Annotated in this window: 23 protein-coding genes; 14 read left to right on the plus strand and 9 right to left on the minus strand. The window is 72.7% G+C overall.

What is annotated here, in order from left to right; all coding sequences use genetic code 11:
- Window positions 1-7: 7 nt before the first annotated feature.
- Window positions 8-310, minus strand: coding sequence for an urease subunit gamma (locus ACFXGI_RS01545; RefSeq protein ID WP_384701574.1), 303 nt, complete (start codon window positions 308-310; stop codon window positions 8-10).
- Window positions 311-624: 314 nt separating this feature from the next.
- Window positions 625-1,074, minus strand: a complete 450-nt coding sequence (locus ACFXGI_RS01550; protein WP_384701577.1) for an ATP-binding protein — start codon at window positions 1,072-1,074, stop codon at window positions 625-627.
- A gap of 196 nt (window positions 1,075-1,270) precedes the next feature.
- On the opposite strand from ACFXGI_RS01550, the gene ACFXGI_RS01555 reads away from it, so the two are divergent.
- On the plus strand, window positions 1,271-2,158 hold the full coding sequence (locus ACFXGI_RS01555; protein ID WP_384701580.1) for a helix-turn-helix domain-containing protein: 888 nt from the start codon (window positions 1,271-1,273) through the stop codon (window positions 2,156-2,158).
- Window positions 2,159-2,170: 12 nt separating this feature from the next.
- Window positions 2,171-2,401: a DUF397 domain-containing protein gene (locus ACFXGI_RS01560; RefSeq protein WP_384701583.1), complete on the plus strand. Its 231-nt coding sequence runs from the start codon at window positions 2,171-2,173 to the stop codon at window positions 2,399-2,401.
- A gap of 4 nt (window positions 2,402-2,405) precedes the next feature.
- Here ACFXGI_RS01560 and ACFXGI_RS01565 read toward each other — a convergent pair whose 3' ends face one another.
- Entirely contained in the window at window positions 2,406-3,578 is a 1,173-nt protein-coding gene (locus tag ACFXGI_RS01565) for an 8-amino-7-oxononanoate synthase (protein ID WP_384701586.1), read from the minus strand.
- A 156-nt stretch (window positions 3,579-3,734) separates the two neighbouring features.
- On the opposite strand from ACFXGI_RS01565, the gene bioB reads away from it, so the two are divergent.
- From bioB to bioD, 3 genes are read left to right on the plus strand one after another with little or no spacing between them, the layout of a single operon-like run.
- The gene (gene bioB, locus ACFXGI_RS01570) at window positions 3,735-4,988 is read left to right on the plus strand and encodes a biotin synthase BioB (protein ID WP_384701589.1); all 1,254 of its coding nucleotides are present in this window, start codon (window positions 3,735-3,737) and stop codon (window positions 4,986-4,988) included.
- Entirely contained in the window at window positions 4,981-6,294 is a 1,314-nt protein-coding gene (locus ACFXGI_RS01575; RefSeq protein WP_384701592.1) for an adenosylmethionine--8-amino-7-oxononanoate transaminase, read from the plus strand. The genes bioB and ACFXGI_RS01575 overlap by 8 nt, the downstream gene beginning before the upstream one ends.
- Window position 6,295: 1 nt before the next feature.
- The gene (gene bioD, locus ACFXGI_RS01580) at window positions 6,296-7,015 is read left to right on the plus strand and encodes a dethiobiotin synthase (protein WP_384701595.1); all 720 of its coding nucleotides are present in this window, start codon (window positions 6,296-6,298) and stop codon (window positions 7,013-7,015) included.
- Between the two features lie 87 nt (window positions 7,016-7,102).
- Here bioD and ACFXGI_RS01585 read toward each other — a convergent pair whose 3' ends face one another.
- Window positions 7,103-7,720, minus strand: a complete 618-nt coding sequence (locus tag ACFXGI_RS01585; protein ID WP_384701598.1) for a hypothetical protein — start codon at window positions 7,718-7,720, stop codon at window positions 7,103-7,105.
- A gap of 198 nt (window positions 7,721-7,918) precedes the next feature.
- Here ACFXGI_RS01585 and ACFXGI_RS01590 point away from each other — a divergent pair, with 198 nt between their 5' ends.
- Complete coding sequence (locus ACFXGI_RS01590; RefSeq protein WP_384701601.1) at window positions 7,919-8,584, plus strand: class I SAM-dependent methyltransferase; 666 nt, start codon at window positions 7,919-7,921, stop codon at window positions 8,582-8,584.
- A 5-nt stretch (window positions 8,585-8,589) separates the two neighbouring features.
- Here the strand turns inward: ACFXGI_RS01590 and ACFXGI_RS01595 are convergent, their stop codons facing one another.
- Entirely contained in the window at window positions 8,590-9,012 is a 423-nt protein-coding gene (locus ACFXGI_RS01595; protein ID WP_384701604.1) for a GNAT family N-acetyltransferase, read from the minus strand.
- A 206-nt stretch (window positions 9,013-9,218) separates the two neighbouring features.
- Between ACFXGI_RS01595 and ACFXGI_RS01600 the strand changes: the two genes are divergently transcribed.
- The 5 genes from ACFXGI_RS01600 (at window position 9,219) to mug (ending at window position 14,516) form a co-directional block, all read left to right on the plus strand.
- The gene (locus ACFXGI_RS01600) at window positions 9,219-10,568 is read left to right on the plus strand and encodes a hemolysin family protein (RefSeq protein WP_384701607.1); all 1,350 of its coding nucleotides are present in this window, start codon (window positions 9,219-9,221) and stop codon (window positions 10,566-10,568) included.
- Window positions 10,565-11,590: a hemolysin family protein gene (locus ACFXGI_RS01605; RefSeq protein WP_384701610.1), complete on the plus strand. Its 1,026-nt coding sequence runs from the start codon at window positions 10,565-10,567 to the stop codon at window positions 11,588-11,590. Before ACFXGI_RS01600 ends, ACFXGI_RS01605 begins: the two co-directional genes overlap by 4 nt.
- 69 nt (window positions 11,591-11,659) lie before the next feature.
- A complete protein-coding gene (locus ACFXGI_RS01610) occupies window positions 11,660-12,451 on the plus strand; it encodes an SGNH/GDSL hydrolase family protein (RefSeq protein ID WP_384701613.1) in 792 nt (263 codons plus the stop codon).
- 71 nt (window positions 12,452-12,522) lie between these two features.
- Window positions 12,523-13,956, plus strand: coding sequence for an adenylosuccinate lyase (purB, locus tag ACFXGI_RS01615; RefSeq protein WP_384701616.1), 1,434 nt, complete (start codon window positions 12,523-12,525; stop codon window positions 13,954-13,956).
- Window positions 13,953-14,516: a G/U mismatch-specific DNA glycosylase gene (gene mug, locus ACFXGI_RS01620; protein ID WP_384701848.1), complete on the plus strand. Its 564-nt coding sequence runs from the start codon at window positions 13,953-13,955 to the stop codon at window positions 14,514-14,516. The genes purB and mug overlap by 4 nt, the downstream gene beginning before the upstream one ends.
- On the opposite strand, the gene ACFXGI_RS01625 is transcribed toward mug, so the two are convergent.
- Genes ACFXGI_RS01625 through ACFXGI_RS01635 form a run of 3 tightly spaced genes read right to left on the minus strand, consistent with a single transcriptional unit; the run spans window position 14,513 to window position 16,678 of the window.
- Window positions 14,513-14,947: a hypothetical protein gene (locus tag ACFXGI_RS01625; protein WP_384701619.1), complete on the minus strand. Its 435-nt coding sequence runs from the start codon at window positions 14,945-14,947 to the stop codon at window positions 14,513-14,515. The two genes, mug and ACFXGI_RS01625, sit on opposite strands and share 4 nt — an antisense overlap.
- A 40-nt stretch (window positions 14,948-14,987) precedes the next feature.
- Window positions 14,988-15,737, minus strand: coding sequence for an ABC transporter permease (locus ACFXGI_RS01630; protein ID WP_384701622.1), 750 nt, complete (start codon window positions 15,735-15,737; stop codon window positions 14,988-14,990).
- Between the two features lie 29 nt (window positions 15,738-15,766).
- Window positions 15,767-16,678, minus strand: a complete 912-nt coding sequence (locus ACFXGI_RS01635; RefSeq protein ID WP_384701625.1) for an ABC transporter ATP-binding protein — start codon at window positions 16,676-16,678, stop codon at window positions 15,767-15,769.
- Between the two features lie 107 nt (window positions 16,679-16,785).
- Between ACFXGI_RS01635 and ACFXGI_RS01640 the strand changes: the two genes are divergently transcribed.
- The 3 genes from ACFXGI_RS01640 (at window position 16,786) to ACFXGI_RS01650 (ending at window position 19,875) form a co-directional block, all read left to right on the plus strand.
- Window positions 16,786-17,961 (plus strand): sensor histidine kinase, encoded by a 1,176-nt coding sequence (locus ACFXGI_RS01640; RefSeq protein ID WP_384701628.1) that lies wholly within the window; start codon window positions 16,786-16,788, stop codon window positions 17,959-17,961.
- A gap of 4 nt (window positions 17,962-17,965) precedes the next feature.
- Window positions 17,966-18,616, plus strand: coding sequence for a response regulator (locus tag ACFXGI_RS01645; RefSeq protein ID WP_384701631.1), 651 nt, complete (start codon window positions 17,966-17,968; stop codon window positions 18,614-18,616).
- Window positions 18,617-18,717: 101 nt separating this feature from the next.
- Window positions 18,718-19,875, plus strand: coding sequence for an ROK family transcriptional regulator (locus ACFXGI_RS01650; protein WP_384701634.1), 1,158 nt, complete (start codon window positions 18,718-18,720; stop codon window positions 19,873-19,875).
- Window positions 19,876-20,157: 282 nt separating this feature from the next.
- On the opposite strand, the gene ACFXGI_RS01655 is transcribed toward ACFXGI_RS01650, so the two are convergent.
- A complete protein-coding gene (locus tag ACFXGI_RS01655; protein WP_384701637.1) occupies window positions 20,158-20,931 on the minus strand; it encodes a GntR family transcriptional regulator in 774 nt (257 codons plus the stop codon).
- Window positions 20,932-21,050: the final 119 nt, after the last annotated feature.

Here is a 21,050-nt window from a genome sequence, read left to right on the forward strand (position 1 = left end):
CCCCCCTTCAGACGATCGGGTCGTGGACGGTGACGAGCTTGGTGCCGTCCGGGAAGGTCGCCTCGACCTGGACGTCGTGGATCATCTCGGGGATCCCCTCCATCACCTGGTCGCGCGCGAGGACGGTGCGACCGGAGGCCATGAGCTCGGCCACGGTCCGCCCGTCGCGCGCCCCTTCGAGGATGTGCGACGTGATCAGGGCGACCGCCTCTGGGTGGTTGAGGAGCACGCCGCGCGCCTTGCGTTTCTCGGCCACGTCCGCAGCCACGTGGATGAGCAGTCGTTCCTGCTCGTGCGGTGTCAGTTGCACTCGTATCACCAAGTTTCCGGGGACCAGATCAGCGTCGCGCCGGGCCGACCTTAGCGGCCTTCAACACTTTGTTGACCTGCGCATATCCGAGCCAAGCCTCTCTTGCCCAACGCAGAGAAAGGCTTTCCGTCCCGCGCACCGGCGCTTTGCCGAAGGATGGGTGATCATTGACGGAAGCCCGTGTCCGCCACGCTAGGCGGCGTGTTTTTCCGCCGCGTTAACCCACGTTTCGGGAAGGCACCCGGTTCAACTCCCCGGCCGCCCGCACCAGGTTCCGTATACGGAACGCGCACCGGCCCCGTGGCCGTAAGGGCTCAGCAGCCCGAGGCGCTCTTCGCGGGGGCCCCGACGGGCCAGGGAAGGGCGATCCAGACGGTCTTGCCGCCGTCCTCGGTGGGGCTGACCGAGAGCCGGCCGCCCGTCTCGGCGGTCAGCCAGCGGATGATGACCATCCCCCGCCCGTTGTCCTGCTGGACGGCGGCCGGCAGGCGCCTGGGCCAGCGCGGATGGCTGTCGGTCACCCCGACGCGCAGCCACTCCCCGCGCTCCAGGCGGACGTCGACGGTGAAGGTGGGCGACTGGCCGAACGTGTGCTGGACGGCGTTGGTGGCGAGCTCCGAGACGATCAGCCGGACGCTGTCCGCGGTGTCGGCCTCGTCGGGCAGTCCCCATTCACCGAGCACCTCCGCGACGTAGCGGCGGGCGGTGGCGACCGAGGCGGGATCGCTCGGCAGAGTGACGGATGCTTCCTGGTGGTCTGCCATGGCGACGGTCCCTTTCCCACCGGGGCGAAACGCCCCGGATCTGTGCTGGACGCCAGAGTGCCACCCATCGTCCCGCCGGTGCTGCTGTTCCCTCAAGATATGCATATATCTGTCGCCCAATGCGGTGAACTCTGCTACGGAAGAGCGTATTTGGACGGCAGACTGGTGCGAGCTGTGCCGGTGGAAGGAGGCGGGTATGCAGCACGGTCCCGCGGTACGTCGGCGCAAGCTCGGCGAGGAACTGCGCGCGCTGCGCGACCGGACCGGACTCACCAGTGGTGAGGCCGCCCGGATCGCGGGGTGGCACCAATCGAAAATCAGCCGCATCGAGACGGGGCGCAGTGGCGTGAAACCGGAGGACATCCGCCTCCTCCTCGACGTGTACGGAAAGGTCGTCAGCCCCGAACAGCGGGCGCTGCTGGAGGCCCTGTCCGCCTCGGCGGCCGGACCCGCGGCGCGCGGTGGCGAGGCCGGGCGCGGCCGCCAGTGGTGGCACGACTACCGGGGCCTGCTGCCCCAGGAGTACCGGGACTTCATCAGCCTGGAGGCGAGCGCCCGCTCGGCCCGTACGGTCGAGCTCTCCGTGGTGCCGGGCCTGCTGCAGACCCCGGAGTACGCGCGGGCGGTGACCCGGGCCGCGCTGGGCGGGCTGCCGGAGCCCAAGGTCGACGCGCTGGTCGACGTACGGCTGGCCCGGCAGTCGGTGCTGCGGGCGGATCCGCCGCTGGAGCTGAGCGCGGTACTGGACGAGGCGGTGCTGCGGCGGCAGATCGGCGGGCCCGGGGTGATGGCGGCGCAGTTGCGGCACCTGGGACAGGTGGCCCGGCTGCCCCAAGTGCGGCTGCAGGTACTGCCGTTCAGTGTGGGGGGTCATCTCGGCCTGACAGGACCGTTCGTAATTTTCTCATTTCCGAACATCGCCGATCTGGATGTGGTGGTACTCGACCATTTGACGAGTAGCCTCTACCTGGAGCGGAAGGAAGACCTCGAGGCGTACAGCGCCGCATTCCGCACCATCCAGGCGCACGCCCTCCCGCCCCAGGACTCGTCGGATCTCATCAGCTCACTCGCTGACGACGCGTAAGGAGGCACCCCCGTGTCCGCAACCCCCCTCTCCACCAGCGGACTTCTGATCAGCGCGCGGTGGCGGCGGAGCAGCCGCAGCACCGGAATGAACAACTGCGTGGAAACCGCCGTCCTCGGTGGCGGCGGCCTGCTGGCCGTCCGCGACTCGAAGCGGACGGCCGGCCCGGCCGTGCTCTTCACCGAGCCGGCCTGGGACGGCTTCCTCGCAGCCGTACGGGCAGGCGCGGACGTACTCGCGTGAGGCCCTAGCAGTCCGTGGCTCCGGGCGGGGCGGTCTTCAGGATCGTCTCGACGGCCCGGTCGATCTCGTCCCCCGTGAGATCGGCCCGTGCGGTCAGCCGCAGCCGGGAAATGCCGTCCGGCACCGACGGCGGACGGAAGCACCCCACGGACAGACCTGCCTCGCGGCAGTCGGCGGCCCAGCGCAGTGCCGCCGCGGCCGACGGGGCCCGTACCGACACCACGGCCGCGTCCGGCCGGGCCGCGGTCAGGCCGGACGCGGTGAGCCGCCCGTACAGCCGGTCGGCCACCTCGCGGGCCCGGCCGGCGCGCTCCGGCTCCCGCCGGAGCAGGCGCAGGCTCGCCAGCGCCGCACCCGCGGCGGCCGGTGCCAGCCCGGTGTCGAAGATGAACGTCCGGGCCGTGTTGACCAGGTGCCGGATCACCTTGGCCGGACCGAGCACGGCCCCGCCCTGGCTGCCCAGGGACTTCGAGAGAGTGAGGGTGGCGACCACTCCGGGCGCGCCCGCGAGTCCGGCGGCGTGCAGGGCACCCCGGCCGCCCTCCCCCAGGACGCCCAGCCCGTGCGCGTCGTCCACGACCAGGGCCGCGCCCCGTTCCCGGCAGGCAGCCGCGTACGCGGCGAGCGGGGCGGCGTCCCCGTCCACGGAGAACACCGAGTCGCTGACCAGCAGCGACCGGCCCTCCTGCGCGCCGAGCGCCTTGCGCGCGGCCTCCGGATCGGAGTGCGGGATCACCTCGATCCCGGCGCGCGAGAGCCGGCAGCCGTCGACGATCGAGGCGTGATTGCCCGCGTCGGACACGACGAGGGTGCCGCGGTCGCTGAGCGCCGTGACCGCCGCCAGGTTGGCTGCGTACCCGGAGGACAGGACGAGGGCGGCCTCGAATCCGCAGAACGCCGCCAGCTCCCGCTCGAGCTCCGCATGAAGCTCGGTCGTACCGGTCACCAGGCGTGATCCAGTGGCCCCGGCCCCCCACCGCTCGGCCGCCTCGCGCGCGCCGCGTACGGTCTCCGGGTGCCGGGACAGGCCGAGGTAGTCGTTGCTCGCGAGGTCCAGGAGCGGCGAGGACGCCGGGCGGGGGCGCAGCGTCCGGACGAGACCGGCCTGCTCACGGGCCCGCTCCGCGTCGTCGATCCAGGCGAACACGTCATCGGGCTCGGGGCTGTGCTGGCTCATCGGCGGGTCCTCGTTTTTTGTCGGCAGTCCACAGACCTGCCTGACCCTAACGGCCGTCACTTGAGTGCCAGGTGTGGCGATCCACACACTCCGTTCAGGCCATGTTGTGCGATCTCTCCTTGGCCGGGAGTGCTCGTGTAGTCCAGGATCGGCGTCATGGACCTGCTGAACACCCTGGTGGACAAGGGGCTGCGGCGCGAGCTGCCGACCCGCGAAGAGGCGCTTGCCGTACTGGCGACCTCTGACGACGAACTGCTCGACGTGGTGGCCGCGGCCGGCAAGGTGCGCCGCCAGTGGTTCGGGCGTCGGGTCAAGCTGAACTACCTGGTCAACCTGAAGTCCGGGCTCTGCCCCGAGGACTGCTCCTACTGCTCCCAGCGACTGGGGTCGAAGGCGGAGATCCTCAAGTACACGTGGCTCAAGCCGGACGAGGCCTCGCAGGCCGCCGCGGCGGGTGTCGCGGGCGGCGCGAAGCGCGTGTGCCTGGTGGCGAGCGGGCGCGGCCCGACGGACCGCGACGTGGACCGGGTCGGCAAGACGATCGAGGCGATCAAGGAGCAGAACGAGGGCGTCGAGGTGTGCGCCTGCCTCGGCCTGCTCTCGGACGGCCAGGCCGAGCGCCTGAAGGACGCGGGCGCCGATGCCTACAACCACAACCTCAACACCTCCGAGGCCACGTACGGCCAGATCACCAAGACCCACACCTACGCGGACCGGGTCGACACGGTGCAGAAGGCGCACGCGGCGGGCCTGTCGGCCTGCTCCGGCCTGATCGCGGGCATGGGCGAGAGCGACGAGGACCTCGTCGATGTCGTCTACTCGCTGCGCGAGCTGGACTCCGACTCGGTGCCGGTGAACTTCCTGATCCCCTTCGAGGGCACCCCGCTGGCCAAGGAGTGGAACCTCACCCCGCAGCGCTGCCTGCGGATCCTGGCGATGGTCCGGTTCGTCTGCCCCGACGTGGAGGTCCGGATCGCCGGCGGCCGCGAGGTGCACCTGCGCTCGATGCAGCCGCTCGCGCTGAACATCGCCAACTCCATCTTCCTCGGCGACTACCTCACCAGTGAGGGCCAGGCCGGCCAGGCCGACCTCGACATGATCGCGGACGCCGGTTTCGAGGTGGAGGGCGCCGGGACGACGACCCTGCCGGCGCACCGCGCGGACGCGCTGGCGGCGGCCAGGGCCGCGGCCGGTCAGGGCCCGTGCGGGTCCTCGGCGGCCGAGGCGGGCTGTGGTTCCGCGTGCGGCGGCTGCTCGGGCCACGAGGCCGTCCCGGCCCAGGCGCCGGTCGCGGCGTCTGCTCCCGTGCCCGCCGGGGCTCCGGCCCAGGCTCCGGCCGGCGATGTCCGTCCGGACCTGGTGGCGGTCCGCCGCCGGGGCGCGGGAACGGACCTCGCCCCCAATGCCTGACCAGCACCACTCGCTGCCGGCCGCGGAACTGCTCGCGCTGGACCGGCAGCACGTCTGGCACCCGTACGGTCCGATGCCCGGGCGGCAGGAGCCCCTGGTGGTCTCCTCCGCCTCGGGCGTGCGGCTGCGGCTGGCCGAGCCCGCGCAGGGCCAGGACGAGCTGGTCGACGGCATGTCCTCCTGGTGGTCGGCGATCCACGGGTACAACCACCCGGCGCTGAACGAGGCCGTGACCGACCAACTCGGCCGGATGTCACACGTGATGTTCGGCGGACTCACGCACGAGCCCGCCGTCCGCCTCGCCGCCCGGCTGGTCGAGATCACCCCGCCCGGCCTGGAGCACGTCTTCCTCGCCGACTCGGGGTCGGTCTCGGTCGAGGTCGCGGTGAAGATGTGCCTGCAGTACTGGCGCTCCATCGGCCGGTCCGGCAAGACCAGGCTGCTGACCTGGCGCGGCGGCTATCACGGGGACACCTGGACGCCGATGGGCGTCTGCGATCCCGAGGGCGGCATGCACGAGCTGTGGTCGGGGATCCTCCCGCAGCAGCTCTTCGCCGACGTCCCGCCGAGCGGTTTCGACGCGCCCGTGGACCCCGCGTACGTCGACCACTTGCGCTCCCTGCTCTCCGCCCACGCGGACGAGCTGGCCGCGGTGATCCTGGAACCGGTGGTGCAGGGCGCGGGCGGCATGCGCTTCCACAACCCCGGATACCTGCGGGTGATGCGCGAACTGTGCGACGAGTACGACGTCCTGCTCATCCTGGACGAGATCGCGACGGGATTCGGCCGCACCGGCGCCCTGTTCGCGGCGGACCACGCCGGGATCACCCCGGACGTGATGTGCCTCGGCAAGTCCCTGACCGGCGGCTACCTCACGCTGGCGGCCACCTTGTGCACGGAGCGGGTGGCGAACGGGATCTCCCGGGGAGCCGTCCCGATCCTCGCCCACGGGCCGACGTTCATGGGCAACCCGCTGGCCACCGCCGTGGCGCTGGCCTCGATCGACCTGCTCCTCGGCCAGGACTGGCAGCGCGAGGTCAAGCGGATCGAGGCGGGCCTGCTGGAGGGTCTGGCTCCGGCACGGGAGCTGCCCGGTGTACGGGACGTACGGGTCCTGGGCGCGATCGGCGTGGTCCAGCTGACGCACGAGGTCGACGTTGCGGCGGCGACCCGGGCCGCGGTCCGCGAAGGCGTGTGGGTACGCCCCTTCCGGGATCTGATCTACGTGATGCCGCCGTTCGTCACGGGCGACGGCGACGTGGCCCGCATCTGCCGCGCGGTGTGCGCGGCCGCGCAGGAGGGCTGACATGGCCGTACTGATGGTCTCGGGCACGGGCACGGAGATCGGCAAGACGGTGGTCACGGCGGCGGTCGCGGCCGCCGCGCTGGCGGCGGGCCGCTCGGTGGCGGTCCTGAAGCCGGCTCAGACGGGCATGGAGCCCGGCGCCGCGGGCGATGCGGCCGAGGTGGTCCGCCTGGCCGGACCGACGATCACGGCGGTGGAACTGGCCCGCTATCCCGAGCCGCTGGCCCCGGACACGGCGGCCCGCCGCTCGGGCCTGCCGACGCTCTCGCCCGGCGAGATCGCGGACGCGGCGCGGGACCTGTCCCGCTCGCACGACCTGGTCCTGGTGGAGGGGGCGGGCGGGCTGCTGGTCCGCTTCGACGAGGCCGGCCACACCCTCGCCGACGCGGCCCGTCTGCTCGACGCGCCGGTCCTGGTGGTCACCCCGCCGGCCCTCGGCACCCTCAACTCCACCACCCTGACGGCGGAGGCCCTCCGGGCCCGGGGGCTGCAGTCGCCGGGCGTGGTCATCGGCAGCTGGCCGGCGGAGCCGGACCTGGCCTGCCGCTGCAACCTGGCGGACCTGCCGTCGTCCTCGGGGCTCCCGCTGCTGGGCGTCGTACCGGAGGCCTCGGGATCCCTGTCCCCGGAGTCCTTCCGCGCGGCGGCCCCCACATGGCTCGCCGCCGGCCTCTCGGGCACGTGGTCCCCGGAGACCTTCCTGGAGACCTGGCAGCCCTGACCGGCACCCGCGGACGAACCGGCCCGGCGGCGCCGTCCGGCACGCCGGGCCGCTTCGTCCGCCGGGCGTCTGCGAGCCGGGGTGCGTTCAGTGGCCGCCGCGCGGCTCGTGGCAGCCGCCCTCCATGTAGGGGCCGTGCGCCTTCACGCTCGCGGGCGGGCCGACTTGGCCCGTCACGCACGGCCCGCTCTCCGGAATCGACAGGACGAACGAGAGGTCGCCGGTACTCGATGCGTACACGTCGCCCGTCTCGACCTTGTAGCCCATCCCGGTCAGGAGCCCCCCGAGCTCCTGGGTCGTCCGCGGTGCACCCTTCCCGCCCGAGCCGCCCAGCGCCGCCTTGATCCGTGCGGCGTGGGCATCGCCCCGGCACCGGGCGGCGGGCGTGAGCGCGGCCTCGTTCCTGTACGCGTGGTTCTCCGCGTACTTGCGCGCCGCGGGGTCCGTCGGCAGGTCGTCCGGCGCCGCCGATCCGGTCGGCGCCACGCTCGCCCGGCCCTCGCACGCCGCGGCCACCTCGGGGAAGAGCCTGTCGTGGCGGGCCACCGCGGCCGCCTCCTGCGCGGCGTGGTCCGGGGTCCGGCTCGGCACCGGGGACGGGTCCACGACCGCGCCGCTCCCGGACACCGTCGTGCCGCAGGCGGTCATGACGAGCAGCCCTGCGGAGAGCGGCACGGCACGGGCGGGTGTCGTAGGGGATGTCACTGGGTCTCCACTTCCTGGGGCGGGCCCCGGCGGCCGGGGCCCGCATGCTCTGATCACCCGATTGTCGTCACGGCACCGCCCCGAACTCCTGAGTACGCGTACTCAGCCGTCCGCCGGCACCGGTTTTGCCCTCCGCGCGCATGGGGTACAGCCCGGCAGGGCAACCGCACCCGTAGCCACCCTGCCCGGAGGTCCGCCATGCCCTCACCGCACCGCGACCCGGATTCCGTCGAGCACCCGCTCTTCGCCCGGTTCTACGCGAGGCTCAGCACCACCGCCGACACCCGGGGCGGTGTGCGCGAACTGCGCCGCGAGCTCCTGCACGGTGTGTCCGGCCGGGTCATCGAGATCGGCGCCGGCAACGGCCTGAACTTCGCGCACTACCCGCGGGCCGTCTCCGAGGTCGTCGCCGTCGAACCGGAGCGGAGCCTGCGAAGGCTCGCGGCCGACGCGGCCCGGCGCGCCGAGGTCCCGGTCGACGTCGTGCCGGGCGTCGCGGAGGCCCTGCCCGTGAAGAGCGAGGCCTTCGACGCGGCCGTCGCCTCCCTCGTGCTGTGCACCGTACGGGACCTGCCGCGCGCGCTCGCGGAGCTGCACCGGGTGCTCCGCCCCGACGCCGAGCTCCGCTTCTTCGAGCACGGCCGCGCGCCCACCGCCGGGATGGCCGCCGTCCAGCGCACGCTGGACCGGACCGTCTGGCCCCGCCTCTTCGGCGGGTGCCACACGTCCCGGGATCCGGTGGCTGCGATCGAGGCCGCTGGCTTCCGGGTCACCTCGTACCGCACCCTCCGGGTGCCGGAGCGCGGCCCGGGGCTCCCGAGCTCGTACTGCGTGCTCGGCACGGCCCGCCGCGGTCCTTCCTGAACCCTTCAGCCCAGCGGCTTGACCCAGCGCGTCCACTGGTCCTGGCGGTGGTAGCCGGCTGCCGCCCACGCGCCGTGCGCCCGCTCGTTGCGGTCGAGCACCATGGCATCGGCGCGCCGTCCGCCGAGCTCGCGGAACCGCTCCTCGGCAGCGGCCAGCAGCGCCGATCCGATGCCCTGGCGGCGGTGGTCCGGGTGCACCGCGAGCCGGTAGAGGTGGCAGCGCCAGCCGTCGAAGCCCGCGATCACCGTGCCGACCAGTTCACCCTCGCGCCGGGCCAGCAGCAGGGAGTGCGGATCGCGGGCGTGGAGCCGCTCGACCCCCGCGAGGTCGTCGCTGATACTCGTTCCCTCGGCAGCCGTCTTCCAGAAGCCGAGCACGGCGGTGAGATCGACGGAGGACGCGGGGCCTATATGAAGATCACTCATGGCCGGATCCCATCATCCGGTTGCGCTCCGCCAAAAGAATGATCCGACCCCTTTGCCTTTCCTTTACTATGGTGGCCACGGGTCGACCGACCCGAAACCGACCTGAACGAAAGGTGTGAGCGTCCGCCCATGGGCGAGCCTCCCAGTACCCGACATCGCGCGATACCCCTCCTCCTGGCCGATCATGGGACGGAGGTGACCGACCGATGACCGAAGTGCTCCTGCTCCTCGTGGCGCTGCTGCTCTGCCTAGCCTGCGGGGTCTTCGTCGCGGCCGAGTTCTCGTTGACCACCGTCGAGCGCAGCGAGCTCGAACAGGCCGCCGAGCGCGGCGAGCGCGGCGCCGAGAGCGCCCTCGCGGCCGTCCGGAGCCTGACGTTCCAGCTCTCCGGCGCGCAGCTCGGCATCACCGTGACCGGCCTGGTCATCGGCATGATCTCCAAGCCCTCGATCTCCGCCCTGCTCCAGGGCCCGTTCGAGGCCATGGGGCTTTCGGCCACCGCCGCCTCCTCCACCGCCCTGATCCTGGGCACCGTGCTGTCGACCGTCGTCCTGATGGTCGTCGGCGAGCTGGTGCCCAAGAACTGGGCGATCTCCTCCCCGCTGGCCATCGCCAAGCGCGTGGCCACCACGCAGCGGGTCTTCAGCCGCGCCTTCCGGCCGTTCATCAGCCACCTGAACACCACGGCGAACCACATGGTCCGCCGGCTCGGCATGGAGCCGGCCGAGGAACTGGCCTCGGCGCGCACCCCGCAGGAGCTGGTGGCCCTGGCCCGGCACTCCGCGAAGGCGGGCGCGCTGGAGAAGGACACCGCCGAGCTGTTCGTACGGACCCTGAACCTGGCCGACCTGACCGCGGAGAACGTCATGACCGCGCGGGTCCAGGTCACGGCCCTCGACGTGCAGACCACCGCCGAAGACGTGGCGAACGCGACGCTCGCGACCGGCCTGTCGCGCTTCCCGGTCTACCGGGGCAGCCTCGACACCGTCGTCGGCACCGTCCACATCAAGGACGTGCTCGCCCTGCCCGCCGAGGAGCGGCACCGCCGCCCCGTCTCCCGGCTGCTGCGCGATCCCCTGCTGGTACCGGAGTCGCTGACCGTGGACCGGCTGCTGGACCTGCTGTCCGGCCGCCAGACGATGGCCGTGGTGATCGACGAGTACGGTGGCACCGCCGGCGTGGTGACCCTGGAGGACATCGTCGAGGAGGTCGTCGGCGAGGTGCGCGACGAGCACGACCCGCACGAGACCTCGGACCTGGCCCCGGCCGGTACGGACGCCTCCGGGCGCCGCCTCTACTCCGCCGACGGCGCCGTGCGCACCGATCAGCTTGCGCGGATCGGGCTGCGCGTGCCGGACGGCCCGTACGAGACCCTCGCCGGGCTGATAGCGACCGAGCTGGGCCGGATCCCGGCCGTCGGCGACAGCATGGAGCTGGCCGGCTGGCGGCTCGACGTGGAGGACGCCAGTGGCCGGCGGGCCGCGCGGGTGCTGCTGCACGCGCCGGTCGAGCCCGCGCAGGAGTCCTCGGACCAGGGTGGGGAGGGAGCGCGATGACGGTGCTCCAACTGCTGATCGGCCTGGCGACCCTGGTCGTCAACGCCTTCTTCGTCGGCGCCGAGTTCGCACTGATCTCGGTGCGGCGCAGCCAGATCGAGCCGTATGCCGAGCAGGGCGACCGGCGGGCCCGCGCCGTGCTGTGGGGCCTGGAACACGTGTCGGCGCTGATGGCGGCGGCCCAGCTGGGCATCACGCTGTGCACCCTGGTGCTGGGTGTGGTGGCCGAGCCGGCCATCGCGCACCTGCTGACCCCGCTGTTCGACCTCGTCGGGGTGCCCTCGGGGCTGACCCACGCGATCTCGTTCGTGGTGGCGCTGGCGCTGGCCACGTATCTGCACATGCTCTTCGGCGAGATGCTGCCGAAGAACGTGGCCCTGTCCGAGCCGGTGCGCACCGCACTCCTGCTCGGTCCGCCGCTGGTGACCCTGACCCGGGGCCTGAGGCCGGTGATCTTCGCGATCAACGCCTTCGCCAACCTCCTGCTGCGGCTGCTGCGGGTGGAGGTGAAGGACGAGGTCTCGGCGACGTTCTCCGACGACGAGCTGGCCCGGATCGTGAAGGACTCCAGCGCCGCGGGACTGATCGACGACCGGGCGAGCGAGCGGCTGCACGACGCCCTGGAGCTGGGCCGCAGGCCCGTCACCGATGTGGTGCTGCCGCTGGACCGGGTCGTCGTGGCCCGGGACGGCGTCACGCCGACGGCTCTGCAGCACCTGTCGGCCGAGTCGGGGTACTCCCGCTTCCCGGTGATCGACGCACAGGCCGGGATCCTCGGGTACCTGCACGTCAAGGACGCCCTCGACGCGGAAGGGCCGGAGCGGGACCAGCCGTTCCCGGTGTCCGCGCTGCGTCCGATCGCGCAGGTACGGGCGGAGACCCCGCTCGACGACGTGCTGACCGCGATGCGGCGCAGCCGGACGCACCTGGCGGCGGTCATGGGCTCGGGCGGGGCGATGACGGGCCTGGTCACGATGGAGGACGTGCTGCGCGAGCTGTTCGGCAGGCCGGCCTCCGCCTGACGCGGCTGCCGCCGCGGTGGTGCCCCGGCCCTGCGCGGCCGGGGTACCGCGCGGTAGCATCGCTCCGCCATGGAGATGAATGCGTCTTACACCAGTTTTGTCGCGGTCGGCGACTCCTTCACCGAGGGCATGTCCGACCTGTTGCCCGACGGCTCCTACCGCGGCTGGGCCGATCTGCTGGCCGCCCGCCTCGCGGCGCGCGAGCCCGGTTTCCGCTACGCGAACCTCGCGGTCCGCGGGAAGCTGATCGGGCAGATCGCCGAGGAGCAGGCCCCGGTCGCGGCCGAGATGGGCGCGGACGTGGTGACGCTGGTCGGCGGTCTGAACGACGCGCTGCGGCCGAAGGTCGACATGGGCCGGGTGCGCGGGCACCTGGAGGAGGCCGTGGAGCTGCTGGCCCCCGCGTGCAAGACGCTGGTGCTGATGCGCTCTCCCGGGCGCAACGGGCCGGTGATGGACCGCTTCCGGCCGCGCATGGAGGAGCTCTTCGGCATCATCGAGGAGCTGGCCGCCCGGCACGGGGCCCTGGTCGTGGACCTGTACGGGGCCGGCGTGCTGGCCGACCCGCGGATGTGGGACGTGGACCGGCTGCACCTGACGGCCGAGGGCCACCGACGGGTGGCCGAGGCGGTGTGGCAGACGCTGGGCCTGCCGCCCGAGCAGGACTGGCATGCCGAGCTCCCCGCGGCGGTGCCCCCGGGCTGGGCCGTACGCCGGTCCCAGGACCTGAGCTTCGCCCGGCAGCACCTGCTGCCATGGGTCGGCCGCCGGCTGACCGGCCGCTCCTCCGGGGACGGCCGCCCGGCCAAGCGCCCGGAGCTGCTGCCGTACGGGGCCACGGCGGGCGAGCCGCTCTCGTAGCAAGGCACAATCCGAGGCGGGGTCCCTACCTGCGTAAACGCACAGCTGTGGCCCAAGTAGAATCCCTACACGTGACTGCCAAGCCCCGCATCCCCAATGTCCTGGCCGGCCGCTACGCCTCCGCGGAGCTCGCCGTCCTGTGGTCCCCCGAGTACAAGGTGACGCTGGAGCGGCGGCTGTGGCTCGCCGTACTCCGCGCCCAGAAGGACCTCGGCATCGAGGTCCCGGACGCCGCCCTCGCCGACTACGAGCGCGTCCTGGAAACGGTCGACCTCGCCTCCATCGCCGAGCGCGAGAAGGTCACCCGGCACGACGTGAAGGCCCGCATCGAGGAGTTCAACGCCCTCGCCGGCCACGAGCACGTCCACAAGGGCATGACCTCCCGCGACCTCACCGAGAACGTCGAGCAGCTCCAGATCCGGCTCTCGCTGGAGCTGGCCCGCGACCGTACGGTCGCCGTCCTCGCCCGCCTCGGCAAGCTGGCCGGCGAGCACGCCGAGCTGGTCATGGCCGGCCGCTCCCACAACGTCGCAGCGCAGGCGACGACCCTGGGCAAGCGCTTCGCGACGGCGGCCGACGAGCTGCTGGTCGCCTACGACCGGCTGGAGGACCTGCTCGGCCGCTACCCGCTGCGCGGGATCAAGGGCCCGGTCGGCACCGCCCAGGACATGCTCGACCTGCTCGGCGGCGACGCCGCGAAGCTGGCCGACCTGGAGCAGCGGATCGCCACCCACCTCGGCTTCGCCCAGGCCTTCACCTCCGTCGGCCAGGTCTACCCGCGCTCGCTCGACTACGACGTGGTCACCGCCCTGGTGCAGCTGGCCGCCGCTCCCTCGTCGATCGCGAAGACGATCCGCCTGATGGCCGGCCACGAGCTGGTCACCGAGGGCTTCAAGCCCGGCCAGGTCGGCTCCTCCGCGATGCCGCACAAGATGAACACCCGCTCCTGCGAGCGCGTCAACGGCCTGATGGTGATCCTGCGCGGCTACGCCTCGATGACCGGCGAGCTGGCCGGCGACCAGTGGAACGAGGGCGACGTGTCCTGCTCCGTGGTCCGCCGGGTGGCCCTGCCCGACGCGTTCTTCGCGTTCGACGGCCTGCTGGAGACCTTCCTGACGGTCCTCGACGAGTTCGGCGCCTTCCCGGCCGTCGTGGCCCGCGAGCTGGACCGCTACCTGCCCTTCCTCGCGACCACCAAGGTCCTGATGGGCGCGGTGCGGGCGGGTGTCGGCCGCGAGGCCGCCCACGAGGTCATCAAGGAGCACGCGGTGGCCTCCGCGCTCGCCATGCGTGAGCAGGGCGCCGAGCGCAACGAGCTGCTGGACAAGCTGGCCGCCGACGAGCGGATGCCGCTCGACCGGGCCCAGCTCGACGCCCTGATGGCCGACAAGCTGTCCTTCACGGGCGCGGCCGGTGACCAGGTGGCCGTGGTGGTCTCCCGTATCGAGGCGATCGCCAAGCAGCACCCGGAGGCCGCCGGGTACGCGCCGGGGTCGATCCTCTGACCCCCGAGGAGCTGAGCGCCGCCCGTGACCGCGTCCTCCCGGACGTGGTCGCGGGCGGTCTGCGTGTGCTGTTCTGCGGGATCAATCCGGGCCTCCTCTCCGCCGCGACGGGCCATCACTTCGCCCGCCCCGGCAATCGTTTCTGGCCCGTCCTGCACCTGTCGGGCTTCACCCCGCGCCGCCTGGACCCCGCGGAGCAGGAGGAGCTGCTGACCTACCGGCTCGGCATCACCAACGTCGTCGCCCGCGCCACGGCCCGGGCCGACGAGCTGAGCGCCGAGGAGTTCCGCGAGGGCGGCCTCGTCCTGACCGCCAAGGTGGAACTGCTGCGCCCACAGTGGCTTGCGGTCGTCGGCGTCACCGCCTACCGCACGGCCTTCGGCGAACGGAAGGCGCAGATCGGACCCCAGGACCGGACCATCGGCTCCACCCGCATCTGGGCGCTTCCCAACCCCAGCGGCCTCAACGCCCACTGGACCGCGGAGTCCATGGCCCAGGAGTACGCCCGCCTCCGCACAGCCGCCGAATCGACTTCCGACCAGACCCCGGACACCCTCTAGGGCGGGTCGATCACGGTCACCGCGGCCATCAGCTGCGGTGAGTGGTCGGCCCCCCACCGGGCCTCGTAGACGGCGACCCAGCGGTCCCCTGCCCGCCACAGGTGGAGGTGGTCGCTGGTGTCGCCGATCTCCTGCCACGGCTGCGCCACATCCCCGGCCTTCGCGGGCAGTCTCAGGCTGTCGAGCGTGAACCGGTCCGGCTTGCCCCAGCGTTCCTCCAGCCGCTGGGCCAGGGCTTCGAACTCGGCGGTCACCTGCTCCTCGTGCGCCAGGCGGTCGGCCGCGTCCTCGTCCCCGTACCACCGGCTGCCGCCCAGCTCGGCGAGGTGGTAGCCGGGCCCGCTGGTGCCCACTTCGGACCTGCCCCGGACGTCGGGGAAGGCACGCGTCCGGAGCCGGTCGATCGTGTCGAGATGCTCTGCCGTGGTCATGCCGTCAGTATCGCGGCGAGGTCTGACAACTGGCCCGGCGTCACGCGTCCCGCCGGCGCACCGCCAGCCAGCCGCCGGCCAGCGCGGCCACCGCCCACAGCGCGAGCACCCCCAGACCGCTCCAGGGACCGAGCCGGCCGCTCGACTCCAGATGCATCACGAGCTGCCCCGCCTGGTCCGGCAGGAACTCCGCGACACCGCCCGCCGCCTGGCCGACGATGAACGGCACCATGACGACGAAGGGTATGAGCACGCTCAGCACGACCGCCGCACTGCGCAGCACCGCCGTCAGACCGGCTGCGAACAGGGCCATGAGCATGAGGTACACACCGCTGCCGAAGACGGCACGGAGGGAGCCCGGGTCCCCCGGCGACAGTGCGTACCCGCCCATGAACGCCTGGCCCAGGACGAAGGTGAGCACTCCGGTGACCTGGCCCACCAGGAAGGCGATACCGCCCACCAGGGCGATCTTCGACAGGTAGAAGCGCGTACGGTTCGGCACCGCGGTCAGCGTCGTGCGCAGGGCGCCGTCGCGGAACTCCGCGGACAACGCGCTCGCCCCGAAGGCGAACGCCGCTATCTGGCCGAAGTTGATGCCGTAGAAGGCTCCGAGCAGCGGGTCCTCCCCCATGCTGCCGGCCTCGGCCTGCCCCACGGCCGCGGCCGCGAGGGCCTGTATCCCGGCGGTGGCCACGAGTATGGCGATCAGCGCCCCGAACGTGCCGCGAAGGGACCGTATCTTGATCCATTCCGAGTGCAGGACGGGGACGGTGGGCAGAGCGGCGCTCATGGCGAAGCCTCCTTGGGTGGTGGGGAACGTCAGTGGGTGGCGGCGAACTGGGCGTGGTCGGCGGTGAGGTCGAGGTAGGCCTGCTCCAGCGAGGCGCGTTCGTCGGCGAGTTCCAGCACGGGGATGCCCTCGCGGGCGGCCATGCCGCCGAGCTGCTCGGCCCGTATGCCCTCCACGGTCCAGCGCCCGTCGTCGGCGCTCGCCATCTCGAAGCCGTCCCGCGCCAGGGCCGCCCGGAGCCGGACCGGATCCGAGGTGCGCAGACGCACCTTCGGGGTGCTGCGGGCCTCGATGAAATCCTCCATGGAGGAGTCGGCGAGCAGCCTGCCCTGCCCGAGCACGACCAGGTGGTCGGCGAGCGCCGCCGTCTCGGACATCAGATGGCTGGAGACGAGCACCGTGCGGCCCTCGGAGGCGAGGCCCCGCATCAGCTCGCGGATCCAGATGATGCCTTCGGGGTCGAGCCCGTTGGTGGGCTCGTCCAGCAGCAGCACCGCGGGATCTCCCAGCAGCGCGGCCGCTATGCCCAGGCGCTGGCGCATGCCGAGCGAGAAGGTCTTGATCCGCCGCTTCGCCGCCGAGGCGATACCCGCCTGCTCCAGTACCTCTTCGACCCTGCGCACCGGGATGCGGTTGGCGGCGGCGAGGAAGCGGAGGTGGTCCCGGGCTGTGCGCCCGCCGTGGGCCGCCTGGGCGTCCAGGAGCGCGCCGACCCGGTGGAGCGGGTCGGGGAAGTCGGTGAACCGTGCCCCGCCGATCGTGGCCGTCCCGGAGGTGACCCGGTCCAGGCCGAGCAGCAGGCGCATCGTGGTGGACTTGCCGGCGCCGTTGGGGCCGAGGAATCCGGTGACCCGCCCGGGCAGGACATCGAAGGTGAGGTGGTCCACGGCCCGGGTGCGTCCGTATTCCTTGGTCAGTTCCCGGATCTCGATGCTGTTCATGGCTCAAGACTCGCCGCCCTCCTCACCCCCCTTCCTCCCCCATGCGAGGGTCCCGTCCCCCCACGTGGGGGAGACGCGTCCGGGCCGGTCACTGCCACGATGGGGGCATGTACCGACTGCTCCGTGCCCCGCTCCAACCGGTGACCTACTCACGCTGGTTGCACCTGTGCGTGCCCGTGCTGCTGCTCGCCCTGTGGATGTTCATAGAGCCGGCGTGGCCGTGGATGCCGTTGGTCATCGTCATACCGTTCGGCCTGGTGCCGTGGGTGCGGCTGGCGGAGGGGCTTCAGGCCCAGTTCCTGCTCACTCCGCACGACCACGGCACCCCCGACAGCGGCATCAGTGCCGCACCGTCGGCCCGGTGGGGCGACCGGTGGCGGACACTGGTGTGGCTCGAGGCCCGGCTCGTGATCGCGCTCGCCGCGATGGCCGCGACCGTGTGGCTCCCGGTGGCGACGGTCGAACTGGTCGCGGCGGCGCTCGGGCATCCGCTGGGCTCTGACCTCATGTTCTTCCACGCACCGCCGCGTTGGGCCGCCGCACTGCTCGTTCCGGTTCCCTTGGTCCTTCTCATCGTCATCGTGGTGCTGCTGGGCGAGCTGGTCACCACAGTCGCGCGCCGGCTGCTGGGGCCTTCGGCCGCCGAACGGCTCACCGCCCTGGAGGCCCGCACCGAGCAGCTGTTGGAGCGCACGCGCATCGCGCGGGAGCTGCACGACTCGATCGGGCACGCCCTGACGGTGGCCGTGGTGCAGGCGGGGGCGGCCCGGGCCGCCGGCAATCCCGAGTTCACCGACCGGGCACTGGGTGCGATCGAGGAGACGGGGCGGGCCGCGCTGGAGGACCTGGAGCGGGTCCTGCTGGTCCTGCGGGAGTCGGCGCAGCCCGTCTCCCAGCGGCCGACGCTCGCGGAGGCCGACCGGCTGCTGGAGTCGGCCCGGGCCTCGGGGTCGGAGGTCGACGCACAACTGACGGGACCGTTGGAGCAGTTGCCTGGCCCCGTGACCCGGGAGGGCTACCGGATCCTGCAGGAGGCGCTCACGAACGTGCTGCGGCACTGCGGCCCGGTGCCGGTCCGGGTCCGGGTGGAGATGGCCGTCGGCAGGCTGGACTTGGAGGTCATGAACCCGCTGCCGCAGGGCCCCGTCTTCATCCCCGGCAGCGGGAGCGGACTGCGCGGCATGCGGGAGCGGGCCGCGCTGCTCGGCGGGGAGGCCGAGACCGGGCCGTTCGAGGGCAGTTGGAGGGTGCGCGCCCGGCTTCCGCTGGAGCGAATACGCTGACCGGATGCCGGTTACCGTTCTGCTCGTCGATGACGAACCCCTGGTGCGCGCGGGTCTGCGTGCCGTCCTGGATGCCCAGCCCGACATCGAAGTGGTGGGTGAGGCGGCCGACGGGGCCTCCGTGGTCCCGCTCGTGCGGCAGCTGCGGCCGGACGTGGTGGCCATGGACGTTCGGATGCCGCTGCTCGACGGGATCGAGGCGACGCGGGCCGTGCTGCGGACCGTGGACTCCCCGCCGAAGATCCTCGTGGTGACCACGTTCGAGAACGACGAGTACGTGTACCAGGCGCTGCGGGCGGGGGCGGACGGCTTCCTGCTGAAGCGGGCCCGGCCCTCCGAGATCGTGCACGCGGTGCGGCTGGTGGCCGAGGGCGAGACGCTGCTGTTCCCCGCGGCCGTACGGGCGCTGGCCGCGGAGTACGGGAACCGGCAGGCGCGGGCGGCGCTGAAGCGGGCGGCGCTGACCGAGCGCGAGGAGGCGGTGCTGCGGGCGATGGCGCGCGGGCTGACGAACGTCGAGATCGCCAAGGAGCTGATCGTCGGCACGGAGACGGTGAAGTCCCACGTGAGCGCGATTCTGGGCAAGCTGGGGGCGCGGGACCGGACCCAGGCGGTGATCACGGCCTACGAGTCCGGATTCGTCGCCCCGGCCTGACGGGAGGGTCCGGTTCCGGCCGTTGGGGGGCTGCGTCTCGCAGTCGCCCCGGGGGCACAGTACGATCCGGCAGACAAGCTCGCTAGCTGGGAGGACACACGTTGGGGCAGCTGACCGGCGGGGATCCCTCTCTGCTCCGACGGATCAATTCGGCCGTGGTGCTGCGCGCACTGCGGGCGGCCGAATCGCCGACCCTCACCGACCTCACCCGGGTGACCGGGCTGTCCCGGCCCACCGTCGAAGGCGTGGTCGAAGGACTGATCGGGACCGGGCTCGTCGTCGAGGCCGGCGCCGAGGAGGGTGCGCGCCGCCAGGGGCGGCCGGCCAGGCGCTACCGGTTCCGGGCCGAGGCGGGGCATCTGCTCGGCATCGAGATCGGCTCGCACCGGATCGCGGTGCTGCTGTCCGGGCTGGACGGGCGGGTGATCGGCGCCGGCACCAAGGACGTCGCCGAGACGGCCTCCGCCGACGAGCGGCTGGAGCGGGTGCGGGCGGCGGTGGCGGATCTGCTGCGCCGGGCCGGTGTATCGCGGGACTCCCTGCGGGCGGTCGGCGTCGGCAGCCCCGGGATCGTGGAGGCGGACGGCACCGTACGCCTGGGCACGGCCCTGCCCGGCTGGACGGGACTGCCCCTCGGTGAGCGGCTGAGGCGCTCGTTCCGCTGCCCGGTGCGGGTGGAGAACGACGCCAACGCGGCCGCGGTCGCCGAGCACTGGAAGGGCGCCGCACAGGACACCGACGACATCGTGTTCGTGATGGCGGGGCTCAGCCCCGGCGCGGGCTCTCTGATCGGAGGCCGGCTCCACCGCGGGTTCGGCGGGGCGGCGGGCGAGATCGGCGCCCTGCACCTGCTGGGCCGCGACGTCACGCCCGAGAAACTGCTGTCCACGACCGGGGAACCGCTCCACCCGCTGGACGAGCAGGCGGTGGCCGAGGTCTTCGCGATGGCCCGCCGGGGTGACGAGCGGGCGGTGGCCGCGGTGGAGCGCTTCATCCAAAGGCTGGTCCACGACGTGGCAGCGCTGGTCCTGGCCATGGATCCGGAGCTCGTCGTGGTCGGCGGCTGGGCGGCCGGCCTGTCCGGCGTGCTGGACCCCCTGCGCCGCGAGCTGGAGCGCTACTGCCTGCGCCCCCCGCGGGTGGCGCAGTCCCTGCTCGGCGAGGCCGCGGTGGCCACCGGAGCCCTGCGCCTGGCGCTGGACCACGTGGAGGAAGAACTCTTCGCGGTGGAGAAGACGGTCACGACCCGCCGCCGCTGACCCCGCCCCGGCGCACTCCGGCCGGCCGCTGCCACCGGTGTGCGCGAGCCTGCCGCCCGGCGCCGACCGCGTCACGGCCGACTCCCGCGGACCAGGACCTGTCCGGCGGATCGGCACCGCGAGCCCGGCCTGATCGGCAAGACACCCCCATGCCCCGGCAGACACGGCGTCCCGCGCTCGAAGCGGCTTTCCCTCCCCACCGGCGGCCGGAAACGCGAACGGCCCGGCCCCGGCAGGAGCCGGGACGGGCCGATTCGGGTCGGGGCGGGGCAGCCGCGGAGATCAGGAGGCGACGCGGGCTTCGTGGGTTATCTCCACGTCGCCCGAGTCTCCGAAGGTCAGGCGGCAGGTGTCCGCGCGGTACGTGGCCACCGAGACGGCGGCCGTTCCCGCGGCGGTGAAGTACCGGGTGGTGACCACGAGCACCGGCGCACCCGGCAGCCGGTCCAACTCCTTGGCATCGTCGGCGCGCGCCGAGCCGAGCTCCACCGAGCGGTCCTGCCCGTCCAGGGCGAGCCGCTGGAGCTCGCGCAGCACGGCCCGGGCGCGGGCCGGTCCGGCCGGGGCGTCGATGGCGGAGAGTCCGGGTACGGAGGCGGCCAGCACGTACAGCAGCTCGGCGGCGACGGCCTGCCCGTGGGAGACCCGGGTCCGCCGCACGGTGTGCACGGGCTGGTCGGCGGCGCCGGCGGCGGCCAGGAGCTTCAGGACGGCGGCTGACGGCAGGGCGGCGTCGGCCACGTCCGCGTCCACGACCTCCCAGCCGTCGGCGCTCTCGCCGGGCCAGCTCTGCCCCGCGCTGCCGACGGCCACGCCGACCCGCGGCGGGGCCACGGTGGTGCCGACCCCGCGGCGGCGCTGCAGCCGCCCTTCGAGTTCGAGCTGCTCCAAGGCCTGGCGCAGGGTCGCGCGGGCGACTCCGAAGCGGGCGGCGAGCTCACGCTCGTTCGGCAGGACCTCGCCCACCGCGAAGTCCTGGTCGAGCGCCTCGCTGAGGACGGTCTTGAGGTGCCAGTACTTAGGCTCCGGCACCGTTTCGAGCTGCGTGGTCCCCACCCTGACTCCTCCTGCCATCGCTGCAATCGCCGTGTTCCAGCGGCAGTTCCGCGCCTTTGTTTATTAAAGGTTCCTGCACTATCCCTGCGACGATAGGACGGCGCACCCCCTTGGTCAAG

This window comes from Streptomyces sp. NPDC059355 (assembly GCF_042752335.1).
In the GTDB taxonomy this organism is placed as follows: Bacteria; Actinomycetota; Actinomycetes; order Streptomycetales; family Streptomycetaceae; genus Streptomyces.

Excerpts from the sequence above, each read along its gene's own strand:
- ACFXGI_RS01555 (WP_384701580.1), top strand. The coding sequence starts at position 1,271 with ATGCAGCACGGTCCCGCGGTACGTCGGCGCAAGCTCGGCGAGGAACTG.
- ACFXGI_RS01595 (WP_384701604.1), bottom strand. The coding sequence starts at position 9,012 with ATGAGTGATCTTCATATAGGCCCCGCGTCCTCCGTCGATCTCACCGCC.
- bioB (WP_384701589.1), top strand. The coding sequence starts at position 3,735 with ATGGACCTGCTGAACACCCTGGTGGACAAGGGGCTGCGGCGCGAGCTG.
- ACFXGI_RS01610 (WP_384701613.1), top strand. The coding sequence starts at position 11,660 with ATGGAGATGAATGCGTCTTACACCAGTTTTGTCGCGGTCGGCGACTCC.
- ACFXGI_RS01630 (WP_384701622.1), bottom strand. The coding sequence starts at position 15,737 with ATGAGCGCCGCTCTGCCCACCGTCCCCGTCCTGCACTCGGAATGGATC.
- ACFXGI_RS01575 (WP_384701592.1), top strand. The coding sequence starts at position 4,981 with ATGCCTGACCAGCACCACTCGCTGCCGGCCGCGGAACTGCTCGCGCTG.
- ACFXGI_RS01590 (WP_384701601.1), top strand. The coding sequence starts at position 7,919 with ATGCCCTCACCGCACCGCGACCCGGATTCCGTCGAGCACCCGCTCTTC.
- ACFXGI_RS01625 (WP_384701619.1), bottom strand. The coding sequence starts at position 14,947 with ATGACCACGGCAGAGCATCTCGACACGATCGACCGGCTCCGGACGCGT.
- ACFXGI_RS01640 (WP_384701628.1), top strand. The coding sequence starts at position 16,786 with ATGTACCGACTGCTCCGTGCCCCGCTCCAACCGGTGACCTACTCACGC.
- ACFXGI_RS01550 (WP_384701577.1), bottom strand. The coding sequence starts at position 1,074 with ATGGCAGACCACCAGGAAGCATCCGTCACTCTGCCGAGCGATCCCGCC.
- ACFXGI_RS01600 (WP_384701607.1), top strand. The coding sequence starts at position 9,219 with ATGACCGAAGTGCTCCTGCTCCTCGTGGCGCTGCTGCTCTGCCTAGCC.
- ACFXGI_RS01635 (WP_384701625.1), bottom strand. The coding sequence starts at position 16,678 with ATGAACAGCATCGAGATCCGGGAACTGACCAAGGAATACGGACGCACC.
- bioD (WP_384701595.1), top strand. The coding sequence starts at position 6,296 with ATGGCCGTACTGATGGTCTCGGGCACGGGCACGGAGATCGGCAAGACG.
- ACFXGI_RS01565 (WP_384701586.1), bottom strand. The coding sequence starts at position 3,578 with ATGAGCCAGCACAGCCCCGAGCCCGATGACGTGTTCGCCTGGATCGAC.
- ACFXGI_RS01605 (WP_384701610.1), top strand. The coding sequence starts at position 10,565 with ATGACGGTGCTCCAACTGCTGATCGGCCTGGCGACCCTGGTCGTCAAC.
- ACFXGI_RS01645 (WP_384701631.1), top strand. The coding sequence starts at position 17,966 with ATGCCGGTTACCGTTCTGCTCGTCGATGACGAACCCCTGGTGCGCGCG.